The organism is Streptomyces sp. HUAS TT11 (assembly GCF_051553595.1).
Taxonomy (GTDB): domain Bacteria; phylum Actinomycetota; class Actinomycetes; order Streptomycetales; family Streptomycetaceae; genus Streptomyces.
In genome coordinates this window covers 246,978-265,469 of sequence record NZ_CP196184.1, presented here as the reverse complement: position 1 = coordinate 265,469, position 18,492 = coordinate 246,978, and the positions used below count along the sequence as shown (strand labels likewise).

At 67.2% G+C, this 18,492-nt stretch carries 16 protein-coding genes and 7 pseudogenes; 10 read left to right on the top strand and 13 right to left on the bottom strand.

The annotated features are described in order from the left end of the window. Nucleotides 1-18 precede the first annotated feature (18 nt). Nucleotides 19-1,263 (top strand): annotated as a pseudogene (locus tag ACSHXN_RS01355) (MFS transporter). A 394-nt stretch (nt 1,264-1,657) separates the two neighbouring features. Next, nucleotides 1,658-2,104, top strand: a pseudogene (locus ACSHXN_RS01350) (GntR family transcriptional regulator); the annotation flags it as partial. 20 nt (nt 2,105-2,124) lie between these two features. On the opposite strand, the pseudogene ACSHXN_RS01345 reads toward ACSHXN_RS01350, so the two are convergent. The 3 genes and pseudogenes from ACSHXN_RS01345 to ACSHXN_RS01335 all read right to left on the bottom strand — a co-directional run. Continuing rightward, a pseudogene (locus ACSHXN_RS01345) lies at nt 2,125-2,321 on the bottom strand (hypothetical protein); the annotation flags it as partial. Nucleotides 2,322-2,564: 243 nt separating this feature from the next. Then, nucleotides 2,565-3,146: a dihydrofolate reductase family protein gene (locus ACSHXN_RS01340; protein WP_438302449.1), complete on the bottom strand. Its 582-nt coding sequence runs from the start codon at nt 3,144-3,146 to the stop codon at nt 2,565-2,567. A gap of 66 nt (nt 3,147-3,212) precedes the next feature. Continuing rightward, on the bottom strand, nt 3,213-3,413 hold the full coding sequence (locus ACSHXN_RS01335) for a hypothetical protein (RefSeq protein WP_356114545.1): 201 nt from the start codon (nt 3,411-3,413) through the stop codon (nt 3,213-3,215). Between the two features lie 662 nt (nt 3,414-4,075). Here ACSHXN_RS01335 and ACSHXN_RS01330 point away from each other — a divergent pair. Next, nucleotides 4,076-4,819, top strand: coding sequence for a hypothetical protein (locus ACSHXN_RS01330; RefSeq protein ID WP_438302448.1), 744 nt, complete (start codon nt 4,076-4,078; stop codon nt 4,817-4,819). Between the two features lie 279 nt (nt 4,820-5,098). Here the strand turns inward: ACSHXN_RS01330 and ACSHXN_RS01325 are convergent. Beyond that, a pseudogene (locus ACSHXN_RS01325) lies at nt 5,099-5,868 on the bottom strand (transposase). Between the two features lie 7 nt (nt 5,869-5,875). Continuing rightward, the gene (locus ACSHXN_RS01320; protein WP_438302447.1) at nt 5,876-6,214 is read right to left on the bottom strand and encodes a hypothetical protein; all 339 of its coding nucleotides are present in this window, start codon (nt 6,212-6,214) and stop codon (nt 5,876-5,878) included. A 483-nt stretch (nt 6,215-6,697) separates the two neighbouring features. Between ACSHXN_RS01320 and ACSHXN_RS01315 the strand changes: the two genes are divergently transcribed. Continuing rightward, a complete protein-coding gene (locus ACSHXN_RS01315) occupies nt 6,698-6,838 on the top strand; it encodes a hypothetical protein (protein ID WP_438302446.1) in 141 nt (46 codons plus the stop codon). A gap of 220 nt (nt 6,839-7,058) precedes the next feature. Here the strand turns inward: ACSHXN_RS01315 and ACSHXN_RS01310 are convergent, their stop codons facing one another. The 3 genes from ACSHXN_RS01310 to ACSHXN_RS01300 form a co-directional block, all read right to left on the bottom strand. Further along, a complete protein-coding gene (locus ACSHXN_RS01310; protein WP_438302445.1) occupies nt 7,059-7,397 on the bottom strand; it encodes a cyclic-phosphate processing receiver domain-containing protein in 339 nt (112 codons plus the stop codon). A gap of 617 nt (nt 7,398-8,014) precedes the next feature. Beyond that, nucleotides 8,015-8,533, bottom strand: a complete 519-nt coding sequence (locus ACSHXN_RS01305) for a YfbM family protein (RefSeq protein ID WP_438302444.1) — start codon at nt 8,531-8,533, stop codon at nt 8,015-8,017. After that, a complete protein-coding gene (locus ACSHXN_RS01300; protein WP_438302443.1) occupies nt 8,493-8,771 on the bottom strand; it encodes an SDR family oxidoreductase in 279 nt (92 codons plus the stop codon). Before ACSHXN_RS01300 ends, ACSHXN_RS01305 begins: the two co-directional genes overlap by 41 nt. Between ACSHXN_RS01300 and ACSHXN_RS01295 the strand changes: the two genes are divergently transcribed. Beyond that, complete coding sequence (locus ACSHXN_RS01295; protein WP_438306552.1) at nt 8,652-8,963, top strand: hypothetical protein; 312 nt, start codon at nt 8,652-8,654, stop codon at nt 8,961-8,963. The genes ACSHXN_RS01300 and ACSHXN_RS01295 overlap by 120 nt on opposite strands. Nucleotides 8,964-9,092: 129 nt before the next feature. Here ACSHXN_RS01295 and ACSHXN_RS01290 read toward each other — a convergent pair whose 3' ends face one another. Next, nucleotides 9,093-9,893 (bottom strand): SDR family NAD(P)-dependent oxidoreductase, encoded by an 801-nt coding sequence (locus tag ACSHXN_RS01290; RefSeq protein WP_355132407.1) that lies wholly within the window; start codon nt 9,891-9,893, stop codon nt 9,093-9,095. A gap of 583 nt (nt 9,894-10,476) precedes the next feature. Here ACSHXN_RS01290 and ACSHXN_RS01285 point away from each other — a divergent pair. Continuing rightward, the gene (locus ACSHXN_RS01285) at nt 10,477-11,118 is read left to right on the top strand and encodes a TetR/AcrR family transcriptional regulator (RefSeq protein WP_355132406.1); all 642 of its coding nucleotides are present in this window, start codon (nt 10,477-10,479) and stop codon (nt 11,116-11,118) included. A gap of 296 nt (nt 11,119-11,414) precedes the next feature. After that, a complete protein-coding gene (locus ACSHXN_RS01280; protein ID WP_355132405.1) occupies nt 11,415-12,065 on the top strand; it encodes a class I SAM-dependent methyltransferase in 651 nt (216 codons plus the stop codon). A 129-nt stretch (nt 12,066-12,194) separates the two neighbouring features. Here the strand turns inward: ACSHXN_RS01280 and ACSHXN_RS01275 are convergent, their stop codons facing one another. Beyond that, nucleotides 12,195-12,374 carry an ATP-binding protein gene (locus tag ACSHXN_RS01275; protein ID WP_355132404.1) on the bottom strand — a complete coding sequence of 60 codons (180 nt, stop codon included), beginning with the start codon at nt 12,372-12,374 and terminating at the stop codon, nt 12,195-12,197. Between the two features lie 472 nt (nt 12,375-12,846). Here ACSHXN_RS01275 and ACSHXN_RS01270 point away from each other — a divergent pair, with 472 nt between their 5' ends. Both ACSHXN_RS01270 and ACSHXN_RS01265 read left to right on the top strand, forming a co-directional pair. Then, complete coding sequence (locus ACSHXN_RS01270) at nt 12,847-14,445, top strand: phytoene desaturase family protein (protein ID WP_355132403.1); 1,599 nt, start codon at nt 12,847-12,849, stop codon at nt 14,443-14,445. 171 nt (nt 14,446-14,616) lie between these two features. Beyond that, nucleotides 14,617-15,321 (top strand): annotated as a pseudogene (locus tag ACSHXN_RS01265) (hypothetical protein); the annotation flags it as partial. Nucleotides 15,322-15,341: 20 nt separating this feature from the next. Here ACSHXN_RS01265 and ACSHXN_RS01260 read toward each other — a convergent pair. Beyond that, nucleotides 15,342-16,380 (bottom strand): annotated as a pseudogene (locus tag ACSHXN_RS01260) (IS110 family transposase). Nucleotides 16,381-16,800: 420 nt separating this feature from the next. Between ACSHXN_RS01260 and ACSHXN_RS01255 the strand changes: the two are divergent. Then, nucleotides 16,801-17,100: pseudogene (locus ACSHXN_RS01255) on the top strand (transposase); the annotation flags it as partial. Between the two features lie 18 nt (nt 17,101-17,118). Here ACSHXN_RS01255 and ACSHXN_RS01250 read toward each other — a convergent pair. After that, nucleotides 17,119-17,529 carry a VOC family protein gene (locus ACSHXN_RS01250; RefSeq protein WP_356114557.1) on the bottom strand — a complete coding sequence of 137 codons (411 nt, stop codon included), beginning with the start codon at nt 17,527-17,529 and terminating at the stop codon, nt 17,119-17,121. Nucleotides 17,530-17,794: 265 nt separating this feature from the next. Beyond that, a complete protein-coding gene (locus ACSHXN_RS01245; protein WP_438302442.1) occupies nt 17,795-18,217 on the bottom strand; it encodes a hypothetical protein in 423 nt (140 codons plus the stop codon). Nucleotides 18,218-18,492 lie beyond the last annotated feature (275 nt).

Genomic DNA, 18,492 nt, shown 5'->3' with positions numbered 1-18,492 from the left:
TAGTCGCAAAGGAGATTCATGCGCATGCGTTTGGAACGCAGTTTCGGTCTGCTGTGGTCGGCCTACGCAGTGAGTACTCACGGCACGTGGATCGCTTTCGGAGCGTTCCCGCTGATCGCGGTCCGCGTGCTGCACTCGCCAGCGTTCGCCGTCTCGCTCCTGGAGGCGGCCGGCCTTGCCGTCGCGGCGGCCGTGGCTGTCCCGCTCGCGCCGTGGATCGAGCGCCGCGCCAAGCGGCCCGTGATGGTCGGGATGGACCTCATCCGCTTCCTGGCCATGGCGAGCGTTCCTATCGCCTACCTCCTCGGCCTACTCTCCTACGGCCAACTACTCGTTGTATCGGTCATCTCAGGAACCGCAAGCATCGTCTTCACCGCAGCCTCCGGCGCCTACCTGAAACACCTCGTTCGAGGCGATCTCCTCCTTGTCGCGAACGGGAGGTTCGAGGGCACGAGTTGGGTGGCGACTGCGGCAGGGCCGCCGCTCGGCGGCATGCTCATCGGGGTGCTCGGCCCGGTAATCACCGTCGCGGCGGACGCCCTCAGCTACCTACTTTCCGCGCTCGCAGTCCTACGCAACCGCGGAGACGACGTCGCGGCACGTAGGGATCCGGCCACCAGGTTGCGCGCCGCCGACCTTCTGACCGGTTGGCGATGCATCTTCCACGATCGGGTCCTGCGGCGCCTGTTCCTCAACCAAATGGCCGTCAACGGTCCGATCATGGCAACCGGCGCGCTCCTGGCCGTGCTACTGCTCGGTCAGTACCACTTCCCGGCCTGGCAATACGGTCTCGCCTTCGGTATCCCGGCGCTCGGCGGCTTCGTCGGCGCCCGCCTCTCCGCGCGCCTCGTGACCTACTACGGACGGCACCGCGTCATGACCGTCACCGGCTGGCTGCGCTCGATCTTCCCTCTTGGACTCGCCTTCACCCGCCCCGGCATCCCTGGCCTTCTCACCGTGATCCTCGTGGAGGGGCTGCTGATCGTCTCCATGGGCTTCTTCAACCCCATCAGCGCGACAGAACGCCTGCAGCGCGCCCCTGCCGATCACGCGGCTCAAGCTCTCAGCGCGTGGAGCGTCAGCAGCAAGCTCGCATAGGCGACGCTCATGGTCGCTTGGGGCGTAATCGCGACGCTCACCAGCCCCCTGGGCGCGATCATCGTCTCCGGCGCCCTCCTGCTCCCGACCCCGCTCCTACTGCCCAAACAGGCGCCATCCATCAACTCCGCCACCGCTTCCCCAGCAGACGCCGCAGCCGCATGACCGACCGCAACGCGCCGCTCACCCCGAAAGGACGCAGCAGGCTCATCGAGCGGATCGCGTCGCGGCCAAGACGGTGGTGACGGCAGACCCTAACGGCAACGTCAGCACAGTGGAGCGGTCACGAGCGACTCCAAGGGCACTCACTATGCCCGGCAGCGGGCTTGGCATGTGGGTAGGTCGCTCAGTTGGCTGAACTCCTGAAGCGGGTGTCGCAGGTTCGAATCCTACCGGGGGCACACGATGAACTGGCAGTTCAGAGGCTTGATCCCCTCGAACTGGCCCTTCGCTGTGATCACGGTCGTGCCACTCCCGTGCCACAAAGTCCAGAATCCACATCACCCCGGGCCTCGCGGATCATCGAGCCGAGCCGAATTGGCCGCCTTTTCCGGTCTGCGACGTCGAGAGCCGTGCACTGGTTGTGGATCAGGTGGCGGAGTCCGAGGAGGCCGCTCCCGAGCGCGTCAGTCTGGTCCTCGATCTGGCCGAGGAAGACAGCGTCTGCGTGAGGCGTCGGCGGTTCGTTCTGGACGGCAAGCCCGTCCTGCTCGCGACGAGCTACCTGCCACGACTGTGGTCGCAGGATCCGCAATCACTCAGGAGGACACGGGTCCCGGCGGACGTATGAACGGCCTGCCGAACTCGGCTACAAGCCGGTGCACTTCCGCGAGGAGATCCGCTCGCGCGTGCCCTCGAAGCATGAAGCGGCGCAGCTGAGCATCTCCGCGGGTACTCCTGTCATCCTCATCCGTCGGACTGCATTCGCGGACGAAGGCCGCCCCGTCGAGATCAACGAGATGACGCTCGATGCCGCCTCCTACATCCTGAGTACGACTTCGACGCATGCCCCCGCGCTGTCAAGTCTCAGTTGATGGTTGACAGGTTGGCGTCGGGTGATGCTGGACGTCTGCCCTGGACGACCTTCCGGCGGTTGTGTTCGCCGGACTTTCGGAAGACCATCTCCTTCCTGGTGACACGGGGACGGTGGTGATCAGCTCTTGGCCGTGGAAGACCCGGATCGTTTTCTCGACGATCTGGTGGGCACAGCCGCGGCCGAGTTCGGTGGGTCAGACCGCCGAGGGTGCCGTGATCAATCCTCACAGTCGTTCGTACAGTGGCGCGCTCCACCTGGACGCCCTGAACGGCGCCCGCTCCACGGTGTGTGGGCCGACGGCGGACGGAATGGGAGCCGGGGCGGATCGGCGTCGGCTGCCTGCCAGGGACAGCGATGCGCAAACGCAGCCCGAGGCCCGATCTTGTGTCACCGTGCGCAGTGGACTTCTTCGCGTACCCCCTCGGATCGGTCAACGGCGCACCCGATAGCGCAGGTGAAGCACCCGGTTGCCCTGAATCACCACGTCAGGATCCTCCAACAGGTGCTGCGCGTCGACCGACCCGAAGTAGCGCTTGCCGGACCCGAACACGACGGGTACGACGTCCATGCGCACCTCGTCGACCAGACCCGCGGCAAGCACCTGGCCACCGACCTCGCCGGCGGCGACCTCGACCATGCGGTCACCCGCAAGCTCCTGCGCCTTGGCCACGGCTGCCTCGACGCCGTCGACGAAGTGAAACGGCGCCTCGGGGTCCCAGCCCTCGGGCTCCGGCCGGTGCGTCACGACGACCACGTGATCGATCCCGCCCGGAGGCTTCCCGTCCCAGCCGTCCGTCATGTCGAAGACGTGGCGGCCGACGACTGTCACCCCGATCTGGTTCCAGTACGGCCGGGTGTAGTCGTAGGACGTTTGCGACACCTTCAGCTCGCCGCTCTCGTCCAACGGGACGTCACCGCTGGACAGCCAGTCGAACAGCGGTCCGGGCTGGTCGTTCTCGTCGGCGACGAAGCCATCCACCGACACCGAGCTGTACATGACCACCTTGCCCACGGGGCTCTCCTCTGCTTTGGGGTGCCCCCAAATTAGCGTGTCGTGAGCTGTCGCTCTTGTAAGAAATCAATCGGCCGGCAGCGGCCAACCGTCCAGCGCGTGGCCGGGATGTTCGCGCAGGAACCGCCGCCGGACTTCGACGTACCGGGTCGGCGTGAGCCCGGTGAACGCCCGGAACTCGTGGCCGAAGTGGGACTGGTCGAAGTAGCCTGCGCCACCGGCGATGCCGCCCCAGTCGATCGGTCCAGCGGGGTTGATCGCGAACACGGGAGCCTGGCCCGAACTTACAAGGCACGTGCCAGCGGTCCCGGTCAGGATCTTGGTGTGCTTTGCTCGTTGTGAGATCCGGTCGGCCGGAGGTTACGTGGTCGTAGTACTCGCTGCTGACGAAGCCCATGTTGGCCCAGCGGTCAGTGGTTGCACCGAAGTCCCGCTCGGCCAGGCTGAAGGCTTCCTCCGGAGTCGTCACGGTGGTGACCTTCTTGCCCCATGTCTCGTCGTCCGGGTCGAGCGGTAGCTGGTCGATGATGTCCCGGAAGGTGTCAGAGGGGATGCCCTCCACCTCTTCCAGGTGGACCCCAAGCCGTCGCGCCCAGGACTGAGCGTGTGCGTACTCTCGATGACCCTGACCATCGGGCTTACAAGGCAGATGTCGGCGGTTCGAATCCGCCGCCCACGCCCACCAGCCCCAGCGCGTAGCAAAGGCCCAGGTCAACCGGCCGGGATCCTGGGCCTTGACCGGCAGTGCACATGCAGGGGCGCGCTCCACCTGGACACCAGGAACCACGCCCGGTCCTCAGTGTGTGGGTCGACGGCGGACGGGATGGGAGCTGGGAAAGTGGTGGGTGGAGCGAGAAGAGGCCCGCACGCAGCTTGCCCGATGATCTGTCGTATCGTTCCTCGTCACCGTGCGAACAAGGGGAGGGGTCATGAGCAGGGTCATCGGGCGAAGACACCTGGCAGCTATGGCTTTGATGGGCATCGGCATGACGGCTTGCGGCGGCGGGCATGACGGAGGCGCCCCAACGGCGAAGGCGACGGGCAGCCGGGGCACCGAGCAGAATGTTCGGATGCTGTCTCAGCAGCAGCTTGAAGATGCCGTTGTGGACGCTCACGACCTTCCCGGAGTCCAGGTGGAAGAGGTTGGGGCAGGCACGAAGGGCGTCGGCAATGGCGTCATCCATGCCGCACGCCGCACGAACACCAGCCCTTCCCTGTGCGCGCCGGTCAGCGCGGCAGTGGACGGGGCCAGCGGTTACACCCCCGTTGGTAGTGTGCAGCGCATCGCGGGCAGGAAGGGCCACTCTGCGATCCTCACCCTCGTGTCGTACCACTCAGCGGATGCCGCTCGGGTGATCAGCGAGCTTCGCGCGGCCTTGAAGTCCTGCAAGGGGTACACGGCGGGTCCCATGAAGGTGACCTACGAAGATGTCGAAGCCACCAACCACCCACCGCAGGGCGACGACGGCGTCGCTTTCCGTCTCAAGCTGGCCATGGAACCTGGTGAGGACGGCCTGAAGCTCCCCACCAGCGTGATCGCCATACGTCACGGTTCCACGCTGGCGATCTATAAGACGGCTTCCGACTCTCCCGGAACGTCTGCGAGTATCCCGAGCGATCTTGTCGACGCGCAGTCGAAAGTGTTGGACTCCGCCGTTCACAGCACTCCGTAGTCCTGCCCAGCCCGTGCCCGCTCCCGGAAATCACAGCAATTGCCGATAGCAGGAGGCACCACGCAGAGCAACGTCCCCACGGTGGCGGCTAGGCAAGGCGGAACCGTCCTGTCCAGTCCGTACGTTGGCGTCGTTACTGCTGGCACCACCGGCTCACACCAACAGGCGTGGGCAGCAGTGGTCAGCGCGGGACCGGACGGACTTCCACCCGGGAGCTCCGTCCAGTTGGCCGACGTCGCGGAGCCCCCGTGATGGACCTGACAAGGAGCCTGTTCGTCGTCACCCGGCGAGGGTGAGGTTGTGCAGGCGGGCGATGCCGAGCATCGCGTGGTGGACGCCATCGCCCTTGAGGCGGCAGTCACGGAGGATCTTCCAGGTCTTCATCCGGGCGAAAGTATGCTCGACGCGAGCGCGGACCTTGCGGTGGGAGGTGTTGTGTTGCTCTTTCCATGCCTCCAGTTCGCTCTGGCCGGGGTCGCGGCGGTGCGGGATGATCAGGCCGGTGCCCCGGTAGCCGCCGTCCGCGATGACCGTGGTCTTGCCGACCGCGGCCTTCGCTCCGGACAGCTCCCACGCCTTGCAGTCGTTTCGGTTGCCGGGCAACGGCCGGCCGACCGCGACGATCAGCCGGGTGTCGGCGTCGATGACGACCTGGTGGTTGGTGGAGTATCTGTAGTTCTTCGACTGCTCGGCGATGGTGTGGTCGCGGGTGGGGACCACGGTGCCGTCCACGATCAGCACGGTGTCCCTGCGGAACCGCTTGCGTTGCTGGAGCGCGAGCACGGGTCCGAGGTGGTTGATGATGCGGTCGGCTGCGGACTTGGACACCTCGAAGAGCGGAGCCAGTTGGCGCAGCGTCTGGTTCGCCGCCAGTACGCGGCGACCAGCAGCACGCGGTCCTCCAGCGGCAGACTCCACGGCCTGCCCCTGCGCACCGGATCTGCACCCCCGCGTCGGAGAGCGGTGATCAGCTTGCCGAACTGACGCGGGCTCAGCCCGCTGAGCGGGGCTATCCAGGAGGGCTCCGACGCCGTGATCACACCAGTCACTTCGTGATCATTCCACTGCTCCGGCTTCTCCCTGCTCGAAGGCGATGCGGCAGCGTTCAACCTGCTCGGCCACGTGCTCCATGAACCAGCGCATGATCTGGTAGGGGATGACGTGTTCGTCGTGGCTGTGGATGTGGACGGTCGGCTCCCGGTCCGGATCCTCGTCGGGTATCACCGCCACCAGGAAGGCAGCTCCAGGCAAGTGCGTCACGGCGTTGGGGATCTCAGCCCACGCGGCCGGCGCCGGGACGGCCTCGCTCAGCTCCACACACCAAGCGCCGTCCGGCAATGCGTAGTGGAACTGGATGGCGTAGTGACGACCCGCATGAACACGCAGCTCTGGCATGTGGGCAGGCTGTCACAGCCCTACGTCGGAGTCCCGCGAGTATCCCGCTCAGCCACCCGGCGCGGGCGCCAGCCAGCCCTTTGCGGGACAGCCCTTAGTGATCTACGCGTTGGTCGGGGATTCCTCGCTGGCGCCGCAGGCCTTGTTCGTGCTCGTGGTCGCAGTCGGCTTGGCGCTCTACGGAGGCTACCGCCTTCGCAGCGGTGGAGGTGCCACGGCCAGCGCCCTGGCCCGCGCAGCCTGCGCGCCCGGCCCCGTGTCCAAGCGGTATGCCCTGCTGTACGACCCGCCTTGGGGCGGGATCGCCTGCTGGTGCTGTTCCCGGCAGGCGGGAGCGACCACGTCCGGCCCGAGGCGGTACTGGAACTCTGGCCTCTGCCGCTGCCTCAGCCCCGGTTCCCGGGGCAACGCGGGCTTCCGGCTGACCTGCCCGTGGAGCCCGTCGGCAACCTCGAAGTCCGTGGCCGGACGAACGAGTCTCCGATGGGCGTCCCGTGGATCGACGGGCGCGCGTACTGGCCGAAGCATTCCTACGGCCCCGACGACCTGAACGGGGAGGAGGGCCGAGCCCTGGTGGTCCGGCTGCTGGTCGACGCGGGGGACGGGGAAACGATCGAGTCGTGAACTCCACGCCCGGGTGCGAACGTGTGGGTGGATGTCACTGATGGTGCGGGTGTTGTAGCGGTGTTCGATGTTCTGGCCCTGACACCAACAGCCCCGGACGCGGGCGGTCGGTGCCGAACCCCGGAGGACGATCCCTCGCGGGCTGCGGCCGGTTGACCGAGACCACCAGTCCCCTGTGGTCGACCTGATAAGGCTGAGGCCGGATCTCGAAATCAGATTCCTAGACCGTCGCCCGCCGGACCGAGTAGTCCCAGCGCGCGAGCGACCGGACGACGGTCTCGGAGCCAATGGGGTTGGCGCTGTGTACGAAGACCGTGCCGATTCGGAAGGGTCGCCCGTTGAAAGCGGCTTTCTCCATGAGGGTCACCACGGGCAAGATGCTGTCGTCGCCGCCGAGGTCGTGGTCGAGCCAAAGTTCGTCGATGAAGCTGTTGCGGTGCTCTTGCAGGAGCTCGATACCTTCGCCGCTGCTGCGCGCGATCCGCGTGGTCCAGGGCAGCGGCCGGAGGTCGTCTATGCCGAGGATGACGGGCGTCGGTACGGGCGACTCTTCTTCCATCCGACCATTATCACGGCACGGCCGCGACTGGCTCAGCGGAGGGAAACGATCGCCGAACTGGGCCGGTGCAGCTCTCGGCGGTGGCACCCTCGGCGTCAGGGGCCGATACAGGGGTGAGCCGTGACTACGAGACGCAGAGATGAGCGCATGGCGCGTTGCGCGCCTACTCAGTCGGCGAACCCGCCGGCGTGGCTGACTGTCGTCGGCTGAGGCACAGATGGGCTTCGTGTCCAACCTTGGGCACTCCCCGTTCGCGAGGTGCGGTACAGGAACGAAGTACAGCAACCACAGCAACCGATCAGGTTTAGCAACGCCCTTCGAAGACCACGAAGCGATCGCAATGACTGCCAGTGCCGGTTTCTGTAGAGCTACGGATCAGAAGGTGCCCGTGCTCCATCCGTGCCCGATCGTGCGGGGCACCACGGCGAATCACGGCGCCGAGCGGGCACCGCTTGACGCACCATCCGCTGACCTTTTCACCTGGTCAGGGGCCGTTCGCCTGTGCGTTGGGTGCGGGATTTGAACCCACGGTGACTCGCGCCACGTCGGTTTTCAAGATCGCAGACCCGTTTGACTCAGCCCACGCGGTCCGCGTAGCCGCCTACAGGCAGACGCGGTCAGTCGAGCCACACGAGCATGGCGTCATTCGCTGCCGCGGCAGCGTCGAAGAACTGCGTCAGGCCGTCGTACCAGTGACGCCCCCACTGAAGCGCTCCAGGCTCATCCCATCCGAGGGGATAGGCCCCAGCCAGGGGATACACATCAGCCTTGGTCAGGTCGGCCGGATTCACGCCGTCAACGAGCTGGTCATACGTGGTGGCACGCAGCTCCCGCGCTGCAAGACGCACCCGCTCCGGGCGCAGGTACCTCGGCGGCCCGTAACCCCAGTCCTCATCCTCGGCAAACGGCTCCTCACCATGGATGACGTCCACCGGGAAGTCGACACGGGTCAAGAGGAAACCCAGCATGTCCCAGGTCTTGGACGTGCTGAAATGCCGCGCTTCGGCCGGCAAGAGGTCTGCCTCCTCCTCGGCGTCCTGGACCTCTTGGGCGAAATCCAGCGCCCAGTCAAGGTCCTGAATCACCTGGCCGAGCTCAACAGCCGTAATGCGCAGGTACTCGCCGATCATGCTCATGGCCGGAGACTAGACGACGCCTCTGACAGCCGTGGGCGGGCGAACCGTCTTGCTGCCTCATCACGCGGGTTGCGGCCTGGCGGGGTGCGCTGCGTGTGGGCGGCGCACCCCGCCGGGGTTGGACCTGGTCGGCGCCTCCGTCGACGTAGACTTCTGCGCCGGTCATGACGCTGCTGCGGTCGGAGGCGAGGAAGGCCACGACGTCGGCGGTCTCCGCGGGGTCGTGGAGGCGGTTCATCGGCACGGTCGCGATCACGCCCGCGCGCAGCTGCTGTTCGTCACCTCCGCGAAGGAGTGGTTCCGCGTCGCCCCGAACTCCGAAACGATCGAGTACGCCGAGCACTTCTTCCACAAGGTCCGTGACGGACGCTTCTACGAGATGAACTACCTGATCGACGTCGAGGCCGTACAGCGACAACTCGGAATGTGACGCCCGGAACCGACCCTCGCCCCACGCGAAGTCATCGCACCTCAGAGAGCCCGGGCGCCGGCCTGGCTCTCGTCGAGTGTCGACTGTGTCGCGACTCGGATCTCGCTCGTGTCCCCGGAGGAGGCCGGCCTACAGGCGTTCGCCTCCGGTGGCGTCGATGATTTGGCCCGTGATCCACCGGGCGTCGTCGGAGGCGAGAAGAGCGACGACGTCGGCGATGTCGGCGGGTTCGCCGACGCGGCCGAGGGCGCGCTGCGCGACGACGGTGGCCATGGCCTCGGAGTTGCCGCGCAACCAGGAGGCGTTCATGTCGGTGTCGGTGGTGCCGGGGCGGACGGCGTTGACGGTGATGCCGCGTGGGCCGAGGTGCTGTGCGAGCGGGAGCGTGAGAGCCTCGAGGGCTCCCTTGGTCATGGTGTATCCGATGATGCCGGGGAAGGGGACGCGGGTGGCGCCTGAGGAGATGTTCACCACGCGTCCGCCGTCGGCCAGGCGCGGCAGGGCGGCCTTGATGATCAGGAACGGCGCGGTGGTGTTGATCTGCTGCTGGCGGATGAAGTCCTCGGTGGCGGTCTCCTCGATGACGCCGTTCACGACGATCCCAGCGTTGTTCACCAGCACCCGCACGGGCACGTCGCGCAGCGCGCCCGCCGCTGCGTCGTAGGAAGCCCAGAAGGCGGTGCCGGTGTCGGGTTCGGCCAGGTCGGCGGCGAAGGAGAACGCTGTGCCGCCGGCCGCGGTGATCTTCTCGACGACGTCGGCCGCGGCGGCCGAGTCATCGCGGTAGTGCACTGCGACGGTGTACCCGTCGGTGCCGAGACGGCCGGCGATGGCCGCCCCGATGCCGCGGCTGGCGCCGGTGACAACAGCGATGCCGTCGGACTTGAGGGCGTTGAGCGCTTCGATGTCGCGCAGGTCGGTGTCAGACATGATGCCTTCCTGTCGCCCTGGATCGGGCGGTTCCGGGTGCTGATGACGTGCGAGGCTCCCGCGCTCTGGTCGCGGCGGCTGCCACGGACGGGGGAACCTCGACTCCTCGACTTATATTCCGAGTGGAATAGAAGTTGTCGAATCGGCGATGCGGGCCGTACTGCACACGTCCGTGCGTGACCACCGAAAGCAGGTGCCGACGCGCCGAGGTGGGACGGCCCTTATGTCCGGCACCGTGTCGCCGTGCCCTTCCGGCTCCGCGATGATGTCGCCCTGTGTGAGCGACTGGCCGTTCTCGGTGAGCTCATCGTGAATGAACTCGGTCATTCGATCGAACTCATGGGCGTTGAGCGCCGATGCAACGCTCGAAGGCTTTGCGCCCTCCCTTCTCGGACACGCTGGCCCCTCTGTCGCCCCGAACCGCGGAGTGCGTGCACTCGGCCCTGATTGACCTGCGACGACGCCTTCCATGAACCTCCGTGGTGACCGCCGTCGCGAGTGAGAACCGAGAGCGCAAGACTTCCATTCCGGTCGGTACAGAATTCAGCGCCGATCGCCGCTCGGTGGGGAGTACGCTGCACGCATGGCTGGTTCGCGGAGCGTCGTCATGGGTCGGCCTCGGGAGTTCGATATCGACGAGGCGCTTGAGCGCGCCATGCAGGTCTTCTGGGAACGGGGATACGAGGGGGTCAGCCTCACCGATCTGACCAAGGCCATGGGCATCACGAAGCCAAGCCTGTACGCAGCCTTCGGCGACAAGAAGGAGCTGTTCCGCAAAGCTCTGGAGCGCTACACCGAGGGCCCGGCCGACTACGGGACGCGCGCCCTCGAGGAGCCGACCGCACGAGGTGTGGCCGAGGCGATTCTCCGCGGAGCGGTTCGGACCACGACGCGCCCCGGCGGCCCCGCGGGATGCCTGGGCGTGCAGGTCGCGCTGGCGTCGAGCGAAGCGGGACGGCCCGCGCACGACATGCTGGTCGAGTGGCGGAACACTTCGGCTCTACGCGTTGAGGAGCGTTTCCAGCGGGCTGTCGACGAGGACGATCTGCCGCGCGACGCAGACCCCCGCCGACTCGCCCGATATATCATGACGGTGGCGTTCGGCATCGCCGTCCAGGCTGCCAGCGGCCTCGGCCGCGACGAACTCCAGGACATCGCTGACACGGCACTGGAGTGCTGGCTGCAAAACGGCGTGCGACGGACGCACACGGGGCGTTCCGGCTAGTACTACATCGCTGGCCTCGATCCTTCTTGACGGGCCGTCGACGGAGTCGACGGCCGACGAGGGCCAGGCGCACACCGGGCCCAAGGGGTACCTGTACCCGGGGGAGAACGCCGACCTACCCGCCGCCGAGTACGAAGAGCCGTGGACGGCCGCCCTGTACAGCGGGGACGGCGAGTACACCAACGAGCTGTTCGCCGCGCAGGTCGGTATCCCGCTCGACGCCTGACCACGACGGCAAGGACAGCCACGGCACCGCCCCCGTTCCTGTTGCCGTGGGTGCCGATACGGTGGTGGATATGGGCAACGATTCCGATGCTGTCGTGCGGGAGCAGGTCGCCTACTACCGGGCCCGCGCGGCCGAATACGACCGGGTCTACTCCGAACGCGGCGACCTGCAAGTGCTGTTGCCGGTGATCGACAATCTCCCTGTCACGGGGGACGTGTTGGAACTGGCCTGTGGAACCGGCCAGTGGACGGGCCCACTTGCTGCCCGGGCACGCTCGGTGACCGCTGTCGATGCCGCACCTGAGGCGCTGGCCATCGCGCGCAAGCGCGTGAGGGCCACGACGGTTCAGTTCACGTGCGCCGATGTGTTCGCATGGCGCCCGACCCGCCGATACGACACCGTCTTCTTCGCCTTCTGGCTCTCCCACGTGCCGCCGGCCCGTCTGCCCGGCTTCTGGCGCACCGTCGCGGACGCCCTGGCTCCCGAGGGCAAGGTCGTTTTCATCGACAACGGGCCAGGAGAGTCCGCTGGCGAGGAGGTGCTCACCGGGCAGCCCGTGCCGTCGGTCCGGCGCCGACTCGACGACGGCAGCGAATACCGCATCGTCAAGGTCTTCCACGAACCTGGGCAACTCGTCCGCGACCTCGCCGCGTGGGGGTGGCAGGCACGTGTCCGGCCGGTGGGCAGCAACTTCATCGCAGGAGCCGCTGAACTCGGCTGACATGCCACCCCGCAGCAACGCCCGTGGGACGAGCCGCCAGAGGCCGTCGCGTATGCCCGGGGACCGCCAGGCCCGGCGGAGGGGTCAGCGGGGCGGTCTGGAAGCGGTGGGACTCGGTGCCTGTCCGGATCAGCGGAAGGCGGTCGTGTCGGCGATGGCCGCACTGAGGCGGGCGTCGCCGAAGGTCTTGTCCCGCTCGGTGAACGGGGTGTTCGTCGCGACCGCGGTGGCCTTGCGCTGCTCGCGCTCGGTGAAGATCTGGAACGGGAGTTCGGCGCCCTCGCGGTCGAGTGAGGTAGCCGAATCCATCCAGACAAAGAAGATCGACTTTGCTGTAGCGGGCGAGCCCGGAGGACAGGCGCTGGCCGATCCTGCCCAGTCGGCGGGTGATCGGCCTGTCTGACCCGGGCCGCCCGTTGATCAACCTTTGGATGGCCGACGAGCACGCCCAGAACCCGCGCGTCCCGCGCGCCGAGTTCGCGGTCGGACCGGACGCCGTGTCCGGACGGACTCCGCGCAGCTCAGCAGGTTGTCCCGACCAGCCCGGACAACCGCCAGGAAGCCATCGGCATCATGTCCTACGGCGGAGTCGCCTGCCGACTCGCGAACAACGTACTGCCCTGCGCGATGCACAGGGCCCGGGGGCGGCTGCTGCAAGCGTTGGACAGCCCGGTGTCTGAGGGGCAGGCTGGGTTGGCGAGAGCCACGCCCCCGTCCTCGCTGGTGGTGGTTCGCTCAGGCGGAGCCTTGGCACTCCACACCTCACCCACGAGGAGCGCTGATGACACCCACCTTCGACGCGGTCGTGATCGGGTCCGGCGTGAACGGCATGGTTGCGGCTGCCGAGCTGGCCAAGGACGGCTGGGCGGTGGCCCTCATAGAAAGAGGCGACCGGCTGGGCGGCTTCATTGCCACCGAGGAGCGGACTCTGCCCGGCTTCGTGCACGACACGTACTCCTCGTGGCACCCGCTGTTCGTGTCCGGTGCGGCCTACGCCGCCCTCGGTGAGGACCTGCACCGGCACGGTCTGGAGTACCGCAACACCAACGGACTGATGACGGGCACCGTCACCGACGAAGGGCGTGTGGTCCTTGCCCACCGTGACGCCGTGGCCACCGCGGAGATGTTCAGCCACTCCGAGGACCGAACCGCCTACCTCACCATGCTGCAGAGGTTCCTCGACAACGCCGACGCACTGGGCGGCATCCTTGGCGGTGAGCCACGCTCGCCCCGTGTGCTCCGGCACGTGCTGAAACTGATGCGCCGCGAGCGCATCAGCGGCACCGAGGAGTGGTTGCGGGCCACCGTGACGAGCGGCCGGTCGTACTGCCGTGGCACGTTCCGCGGTGACGAGCCCGATGTGCTGTGGACGCCCTGGCTGCTCCACGCCGGGCTGTCGCCGGACCACGCCCTGGGCGGGTTGATGCTGCCCGCCATGGCCGCGACCCTGCACGGTTTCGGCTTGCCCGTCGTAGCGGGCGGCGCCCGGAACTTCGTCCGCGCCTTCGAGACACTGCTCGGTGAGCTAGGGGTGCACACCTTCACGGGACAGGCGGCGGAGCGGCTGCTCCTGACGGACGGCCGGGTCACGGGCGTCGCCACCGACGGCGAAACCATCCGAGCCCGCCGTGCCGTCCTGGCGTCGGTAACCCCGACTGCGCTGTACGGCGAGCTTCTGCCGCAGAACGCGCCCGTCCCGCACGCCGTCCGCGACCAGGCCTTGCGCTACCGGTACGGACGCGCCGCGATGCAGCTCCACGTGGCCCTCTCCGCTCCGATCGGCTGGCACGATGCGCGCCTGGCCGACGTACCGGTGGTGCATCTCAGCGACGGGTCCGCGAGCACCGCGATCGCGTGCGCGGAGGCCGAGGCGGGGCTGCTGCCGCGCAGGCCCACACTGGTCGTCGGCCAGCAGTATGTCCTGGACCCTTCACGCGTGCCGGACGGCGCGGCGACCTTGTGGATCCAGCTCCAGGAACTGCCCTACAAGCCGACCGGCGACGCGGCGGGCGAACTGGACGCCCACGGCCGCTGGACGAAGGAGCTGACCGAGGGATACGTCCGCCGAGTCCTGGCCAGGATCGCGCGTCACGCGCCCGACCTGCCGGAGAAGCTGCTCGCTTGGGACGCCGTCACACCGTCGGACCTGCTGGCGCACAATCCGAACGCGGTCGACGGCGACCCCTACGGCGGTTCGGCAGAGCTCGACCAGGCCCTGCTGTGGCGCCCCCTACCCGGTGCGGCCCGGCACGCCACACCTGTACCCGGCCTCTGGCACATCGGCGCCTCCACCCACCCCGGCCCCGGTCTTGGCGGCGGGTCGGGGCACCTCGTGGCCCAGCACCTCATCCGTGGCAGGCGCCGGAGCAGCCGCCGCTGACACGCGGTGAGGTGGGCATCAGCCCTGTCACCTAGCGGAGGACCGGCCTCGGACGGGACCGAGAATTTTCCGCCCCTTTCCTGTCGGAGTCCTGCTGGGGCGCGTATCGAGTCGTGATCAATCTGCGGGATCGGCCCTCGTATTGGAGGCTGGCCCGGTAGATGGCTCTGCGTGACGCACGTGCAACTGACCAACGACGAATGGGAGTTCGTCGGACTGTATCTGCCGATCGGCGAGTACGGCCCGTATCCCAAGCAGCTACGCCAGCAGTTCGAGGGCGTGATCTGGCGGTTCAAGACCGGCGCGCAGTGGCGGGAGATGACGCCGGAGTTCGGCGCATGGTCGACGGTCTCCAACCGCTTCCGGCAGTGGCGTGACGCCGGCGTGTTCGAGGCCCTCCTGAAAAGCCTTATCGCGGAAGCCGCGAAGCGGGGCCAGGTGGATCTGTCACTGGTCAGCATCGACTTAACCACTGCACGTGCTCACCACGACGCCGCCGGGATGCACATGAGCAAGGACGTGCTCACCGCCCTGGAGAAGGCTGCCGCCGAGGAGGGGAAGGCCAGGTCAAAGGGGGCGGCTCGGAAGAGCGAAACGGGCAGGACGCCGAAGCTGAACCCGTGAGGGAGGAACGACGACGCGTCCAGTGCCGCCGAAAGCTCCGTCTGAAGGCTGCCCTCCTGGGACGCTCGCGAGGCGGGCAGACCAGCAAGGTCCACCTCGCCGCTTGACCGCAGGTGCCGCCCGCTGGCATTCGTCCTGACCGCCGGACAGGCGGCCGACTGCCCACAGTTCATCCCAGTACTGAAGAAGATCCGGGCCCGTGGGCCCGTCGGCCGCCCCCGCACCAGGCCGGACGCGGTCGCCGGGGACAAGACATCCCACGCCGATAAGCGTCAAGCCGCCGCTGCTCTGAGTGCTGCTGAGGCCTGTGGGAAGGCGGCTGCTTCGTCGTAGGTGTGGCCGTTCTGGAGGCAGTGGAACAGCATGCCCATGAAGCGGTTGAAGAGGTTCCGCTGTGCTGCGACGTGGCGGTCGCCGGCGGCCCTTGGTCAGTGCGGCGAGACCCGGAAAGCTGCGGATGATCGGAGCGTCCGGATGCTCCTTGAAGGCCTGCGTGACGGCCTCTTCGAGCTGGGCGGCGTTGTCGCAGGCGGTGTTCAGCTGCCTGAGCAGGGCGGAAGCCTGATGTCCCAGAGCCGCTTCGACCTGCGGGAGTTGGTGGAGGTAGTCGCGTCTGAAGACCTCGTGGAGTCTTTCGGCCTCGGCCTGGATGCGGCGGACACGGCCGGCCTGTTTGAGCAGCAACTGCAGACGCTGCCGTGTCAGCTTCGCAGCCGATGTCGGGGTCGGTGCCGCCGCCAGGATGCTGCGGGCTTCCCTTGAGCACAGGTCGTGCTTGTGCTGGGCGAAGGCGGCGAGGATCGCCGGATAGAACTCTCTGAGCTGGGAGCGAAGCTTGTTGTGGGCCTGGCCGCGGACCCAGACAGCGTCCTGCTGGGCCCGGGCGAGCACGGCGATGGCCTGGACGAGCTCGGAGTCCGCCGGCAGCGGGCGGTGGGCGGCCATGTCGGTTCGCAGGATGTTGGCCAGAGCCGCGGCGTCGACGGCGTCCGACTTCTTGCGGGCAACGGAGTGGCGGTCCCGGTAGCGGGCGACCGCCAGCGGATTGATCGCGAAGACCGGTCGGCCAGTGGCCCGCAGGCAAGCGACGAGCAGTCCGCGGGAGGTCTCGATCGCCACCGGAACGGGCGCATCCTCGCTGTCGCCGTGCTCGGCCAGCAGAGCCGTGATCTGGGCAAACCCTGCGGCATCGTCGCTGATCCGCACCTTGGCGAGCTGCTGTCCACCCGCATCGACCAGTGCGACGTCGTGGTGATCTTCGGCCCAGTCCACCCCGCAGAACACTGGCGTCGGTAGTCCGACGATCTCCATCCGGCCCTCCTTCGTGACGACTCTCTTCCCAGGTCAGAGCCTGTGCAGGGTGCGCGTGCTCCCTAATGGAAGTGCTCAAGGCACGTCATCCCACCAGCCGTTCGCAACCCCAGCGAGTCACACGGCCCTCGGTCCGCGTCAGAGCTGAAAGCTCAAGGCATAGCTGAGAAGTGATCCGCGCAACCGGCTCGGACTACGAACAGCCAACCGTTCGAGAGCCGCAACCGGACCGTCCCGCAGCAACAGGACCTCTTCGAGACCCCTGCAGAACTAACCACGACTGATTCCGAACACTCCCGCCCGGACTGCTGGGCGCGAGCCAGCCTCGTCTTGTCAACAGAGCTCTCAGGCCCGGGCATACTCGAAGGCTCGGCTCGCGCCCACGAAGGCCAACATGCGCCGGCCTTCGCCTCCCATTAGGCCTACTCGTCCCGCGGTAACCGGGTCCACCTGCGCAAACGCGGTATCAAGGCCGTCATCCCCGAGAAGAAGGACCAGGCCGCCAACCGGAAGAAGAAGGGCAGGGGCGGCGGCCGGCCTGTCAGGCACGACGCCGACCTGTACAAGGAGAGGAACACCGTCGAGCGCCTGATCAACAAGCTCAAGGCATGGCGAGGCATCGCCACCCGATACGACAAGACCCCGGACAGCTACCTCGCCGACCTCCACTTGCGCGCCTCGATGATCTGGATCAAAGACCTCACCCGAGGCGCCCCTTGATCACAGCCCTGTCATGCTCTACGGGCGGGCGTAAGGCCGAGTCATGACCTCCATATTGTGACCGTCCGGGTCGTCGAAGTAGGCGCCGCGACCACCGAACAGATCGTTTACCCGGCCGGGGTCGGTGTGGCCAGGATCCGCATAGTAGGTGACCCCGACCACCTCCAGACGGGCGATCACGGCATCGAACTGCTCGTCAGGCACGAGGAAGGCGTAGTGCTGCGACTGGATCGACTCGTCCCTCCTCTCGCAGTAGTCGAGCGTCACGCCGTTGCCGAGGTCAACTGGCAGGAACGGCCCAAACGGTGCGCCGACTTTTAGGCCAAGGATCGCGGCGATGAACTCGGCGGACAGATAGCGGTCGCTCGCGTAGACAGCCGTGTGGTTCAGCTGGACGTCGGCATACGGGTACGGCTGGTTATAGGACATCAGCGGTGTGTCTCCGGTCTTGGGATCCGTTTGAAAGACGCCGTACGCAGGCGCCGGGAGCAAAGACGCGGAGAAGGGGGCGGGCCTCTGGCCCGCCTCGGGCTCACGCCGAGGCCGGGAAACTCACTCGTGCATGGCCCAAGGCCGACCCGGCAGTCATGCGACCAACCTTAGTGATCACCGCAGGCGAGGGCAACACCGTTCCTCGGCCGTGCTCCGGCCGCAATCGAACCGCTGTCTCTGGTGATCACGCTCGATACGCACCCTAGTCGGCGGTGACCCCCCAGTAGCCGATCTGCGCGGGCCTACCGTCGCGGTAAAGCACTGTGCAGTTCCCCTGGGCGCGGGCTGGGAAGTCCAACCGCTCGGAATCGAGAGCGGCGTCCCACTCCTCGTAGGTGGGCCGGCCGTGAGGGGCCCACGCACGCACCTCACCATCGGTCAGCGGCCGCATGAACGGACCCTCGTCGGTGTCCGCGGCCTCGATCATGAGAGGGAAGTCCAGCACGGTGCCCGTGCCACCGGTGAAGATGTACTCCTGCCACTTCGGGTCGCGCCAGAGCTCCTCGACGGACTGTCCCTCGAAGCCGTGGTTGTCCCGCGCCAACTCGTCTTCCTGGGCCTGCCGGAATGCGGCCGCCAGATCACTCTGATACGGGCCCGTGCGGGTCCATGCGTCGCCGCCCATCCGCGTCCCCCTCTCCGTTCGAACTGTTTGCTCAAGAGCGGAGCGTAAGAGACGGCACTGACAGGGCACCCCGCCCCGACGATGGCCACACCCTGGAGACCGCTCACAGGTCCCGCAGGGAAGGTCGGCACATCGCTGAGATGCACCGGCTCAGGCCCGACTCCAAGCCTGGCGATGGCGAGCGACGCTGTACACCTGCTCGACCTGCTCAGCCGTCAGCACTCCCAAGAGCAGCGCCAATGCCGCTACCTGACGCTCCTGGTACACCCGTACAC

Excerpts from the sequence above, each read along its gene's own strand:
- ACSHXN_RS01315 (WP_438302446.1), top strand. The coding sequence starts at position 6,698 with ATGGGCGTCCCGTGGATCGACGGGCGCGCGTACTGGCCGAAGCATTCC.
- ACSHXN_RS01250 (WP_356114557.1), bottom strand. The coding sequence starts at position 17,529 with ATGTCCTATAACCAGCCGTACCCGTATGCCGACGTCCAGCTGAACCAC.
- ACSHXN_RS01270 (WP_355132403.1), top strand. The coding sequence starts at position 12,847 with ATGACACCCACCTTCGACGCGGTCGTGATCGGGTCCGGCGTGAACGGC.
- ACSHXN_RS01245 (WP_438302442.1), bottom strand. The coding sequence starts at position 18,217 with ATGGGCGGCGACGCATGGACCCGCACGGGCCCGTATCAGAGTGATCTG.
- ACSHXN_RS01305 (WP_438302444.1), bottom strand. The coding sequence starts at position 8,533 with ATGAGCATGATCGGCGAGTACCTGCGCATTACGGCTGTTGAGCTCGGC.
- ACSHXN_RS01275 (WP_355132404.1), bottom strand. The coding sequence starts at position 12,374 with ATGGATTCGGCTACCTCACTCGACCGCGAGGGCGCCGAACTCCCGTTC.
- ACSHXN_RS01320 (WP_438302447.1), bottom strand. The coding sequence starts at position 6,214 with ATGCCAGAGCTGCGTGTTCATGCGGGTCGTCACTACGCCATCCAGTTC.
- ACSHXN_RS01310 (WP_438302445.1), bottom strand. The coding sequence starts at position 7,397 with ATGGAAGAAGAGTCGCCCGTACCGACGCCCGTCATCCTCGGCATAGAC.
- ACSHXN_RS01290 (WP_355132407.1), bottom strand. The coding sequence starts at position 9,893 with ATGTCTGACACCGACCTGCGCGACATCGAAGCGCTCAACGCCCTCAAG.
- ACSHXN_RS01330 (WP_438302448.1), top strand. The coding sequence starts at position 4,076 with ATGAGCAGGGTCATCGGGCGAAGACACCTGGCAGCTATGGCTTTGATG.
- ACSHXN_RS01285 (WP_355132406.1), top strand. The coding sequence starts at position 10,477 with ATGGCTGGTTCGCGGAGCGTCGTCATGGGTCGGCCTCGGGAGTTCGAT.
- ACSHXN_RS01280 (WP_355132405.1), top strand. The coding sequence starts at position 11,415 with ATGGGCAACGATTCCGATGCTGTCGTGCGGGAGCAGGTCGCCTACTAC.
- ACSHXN_RS01300 (WP_438302443.1), bottom strand. The coding sequence starts at position 8,771 with ATGAACCGCCTCCACGACCCCGCGGAGACCGCCGACGTCGTGGCCTTC.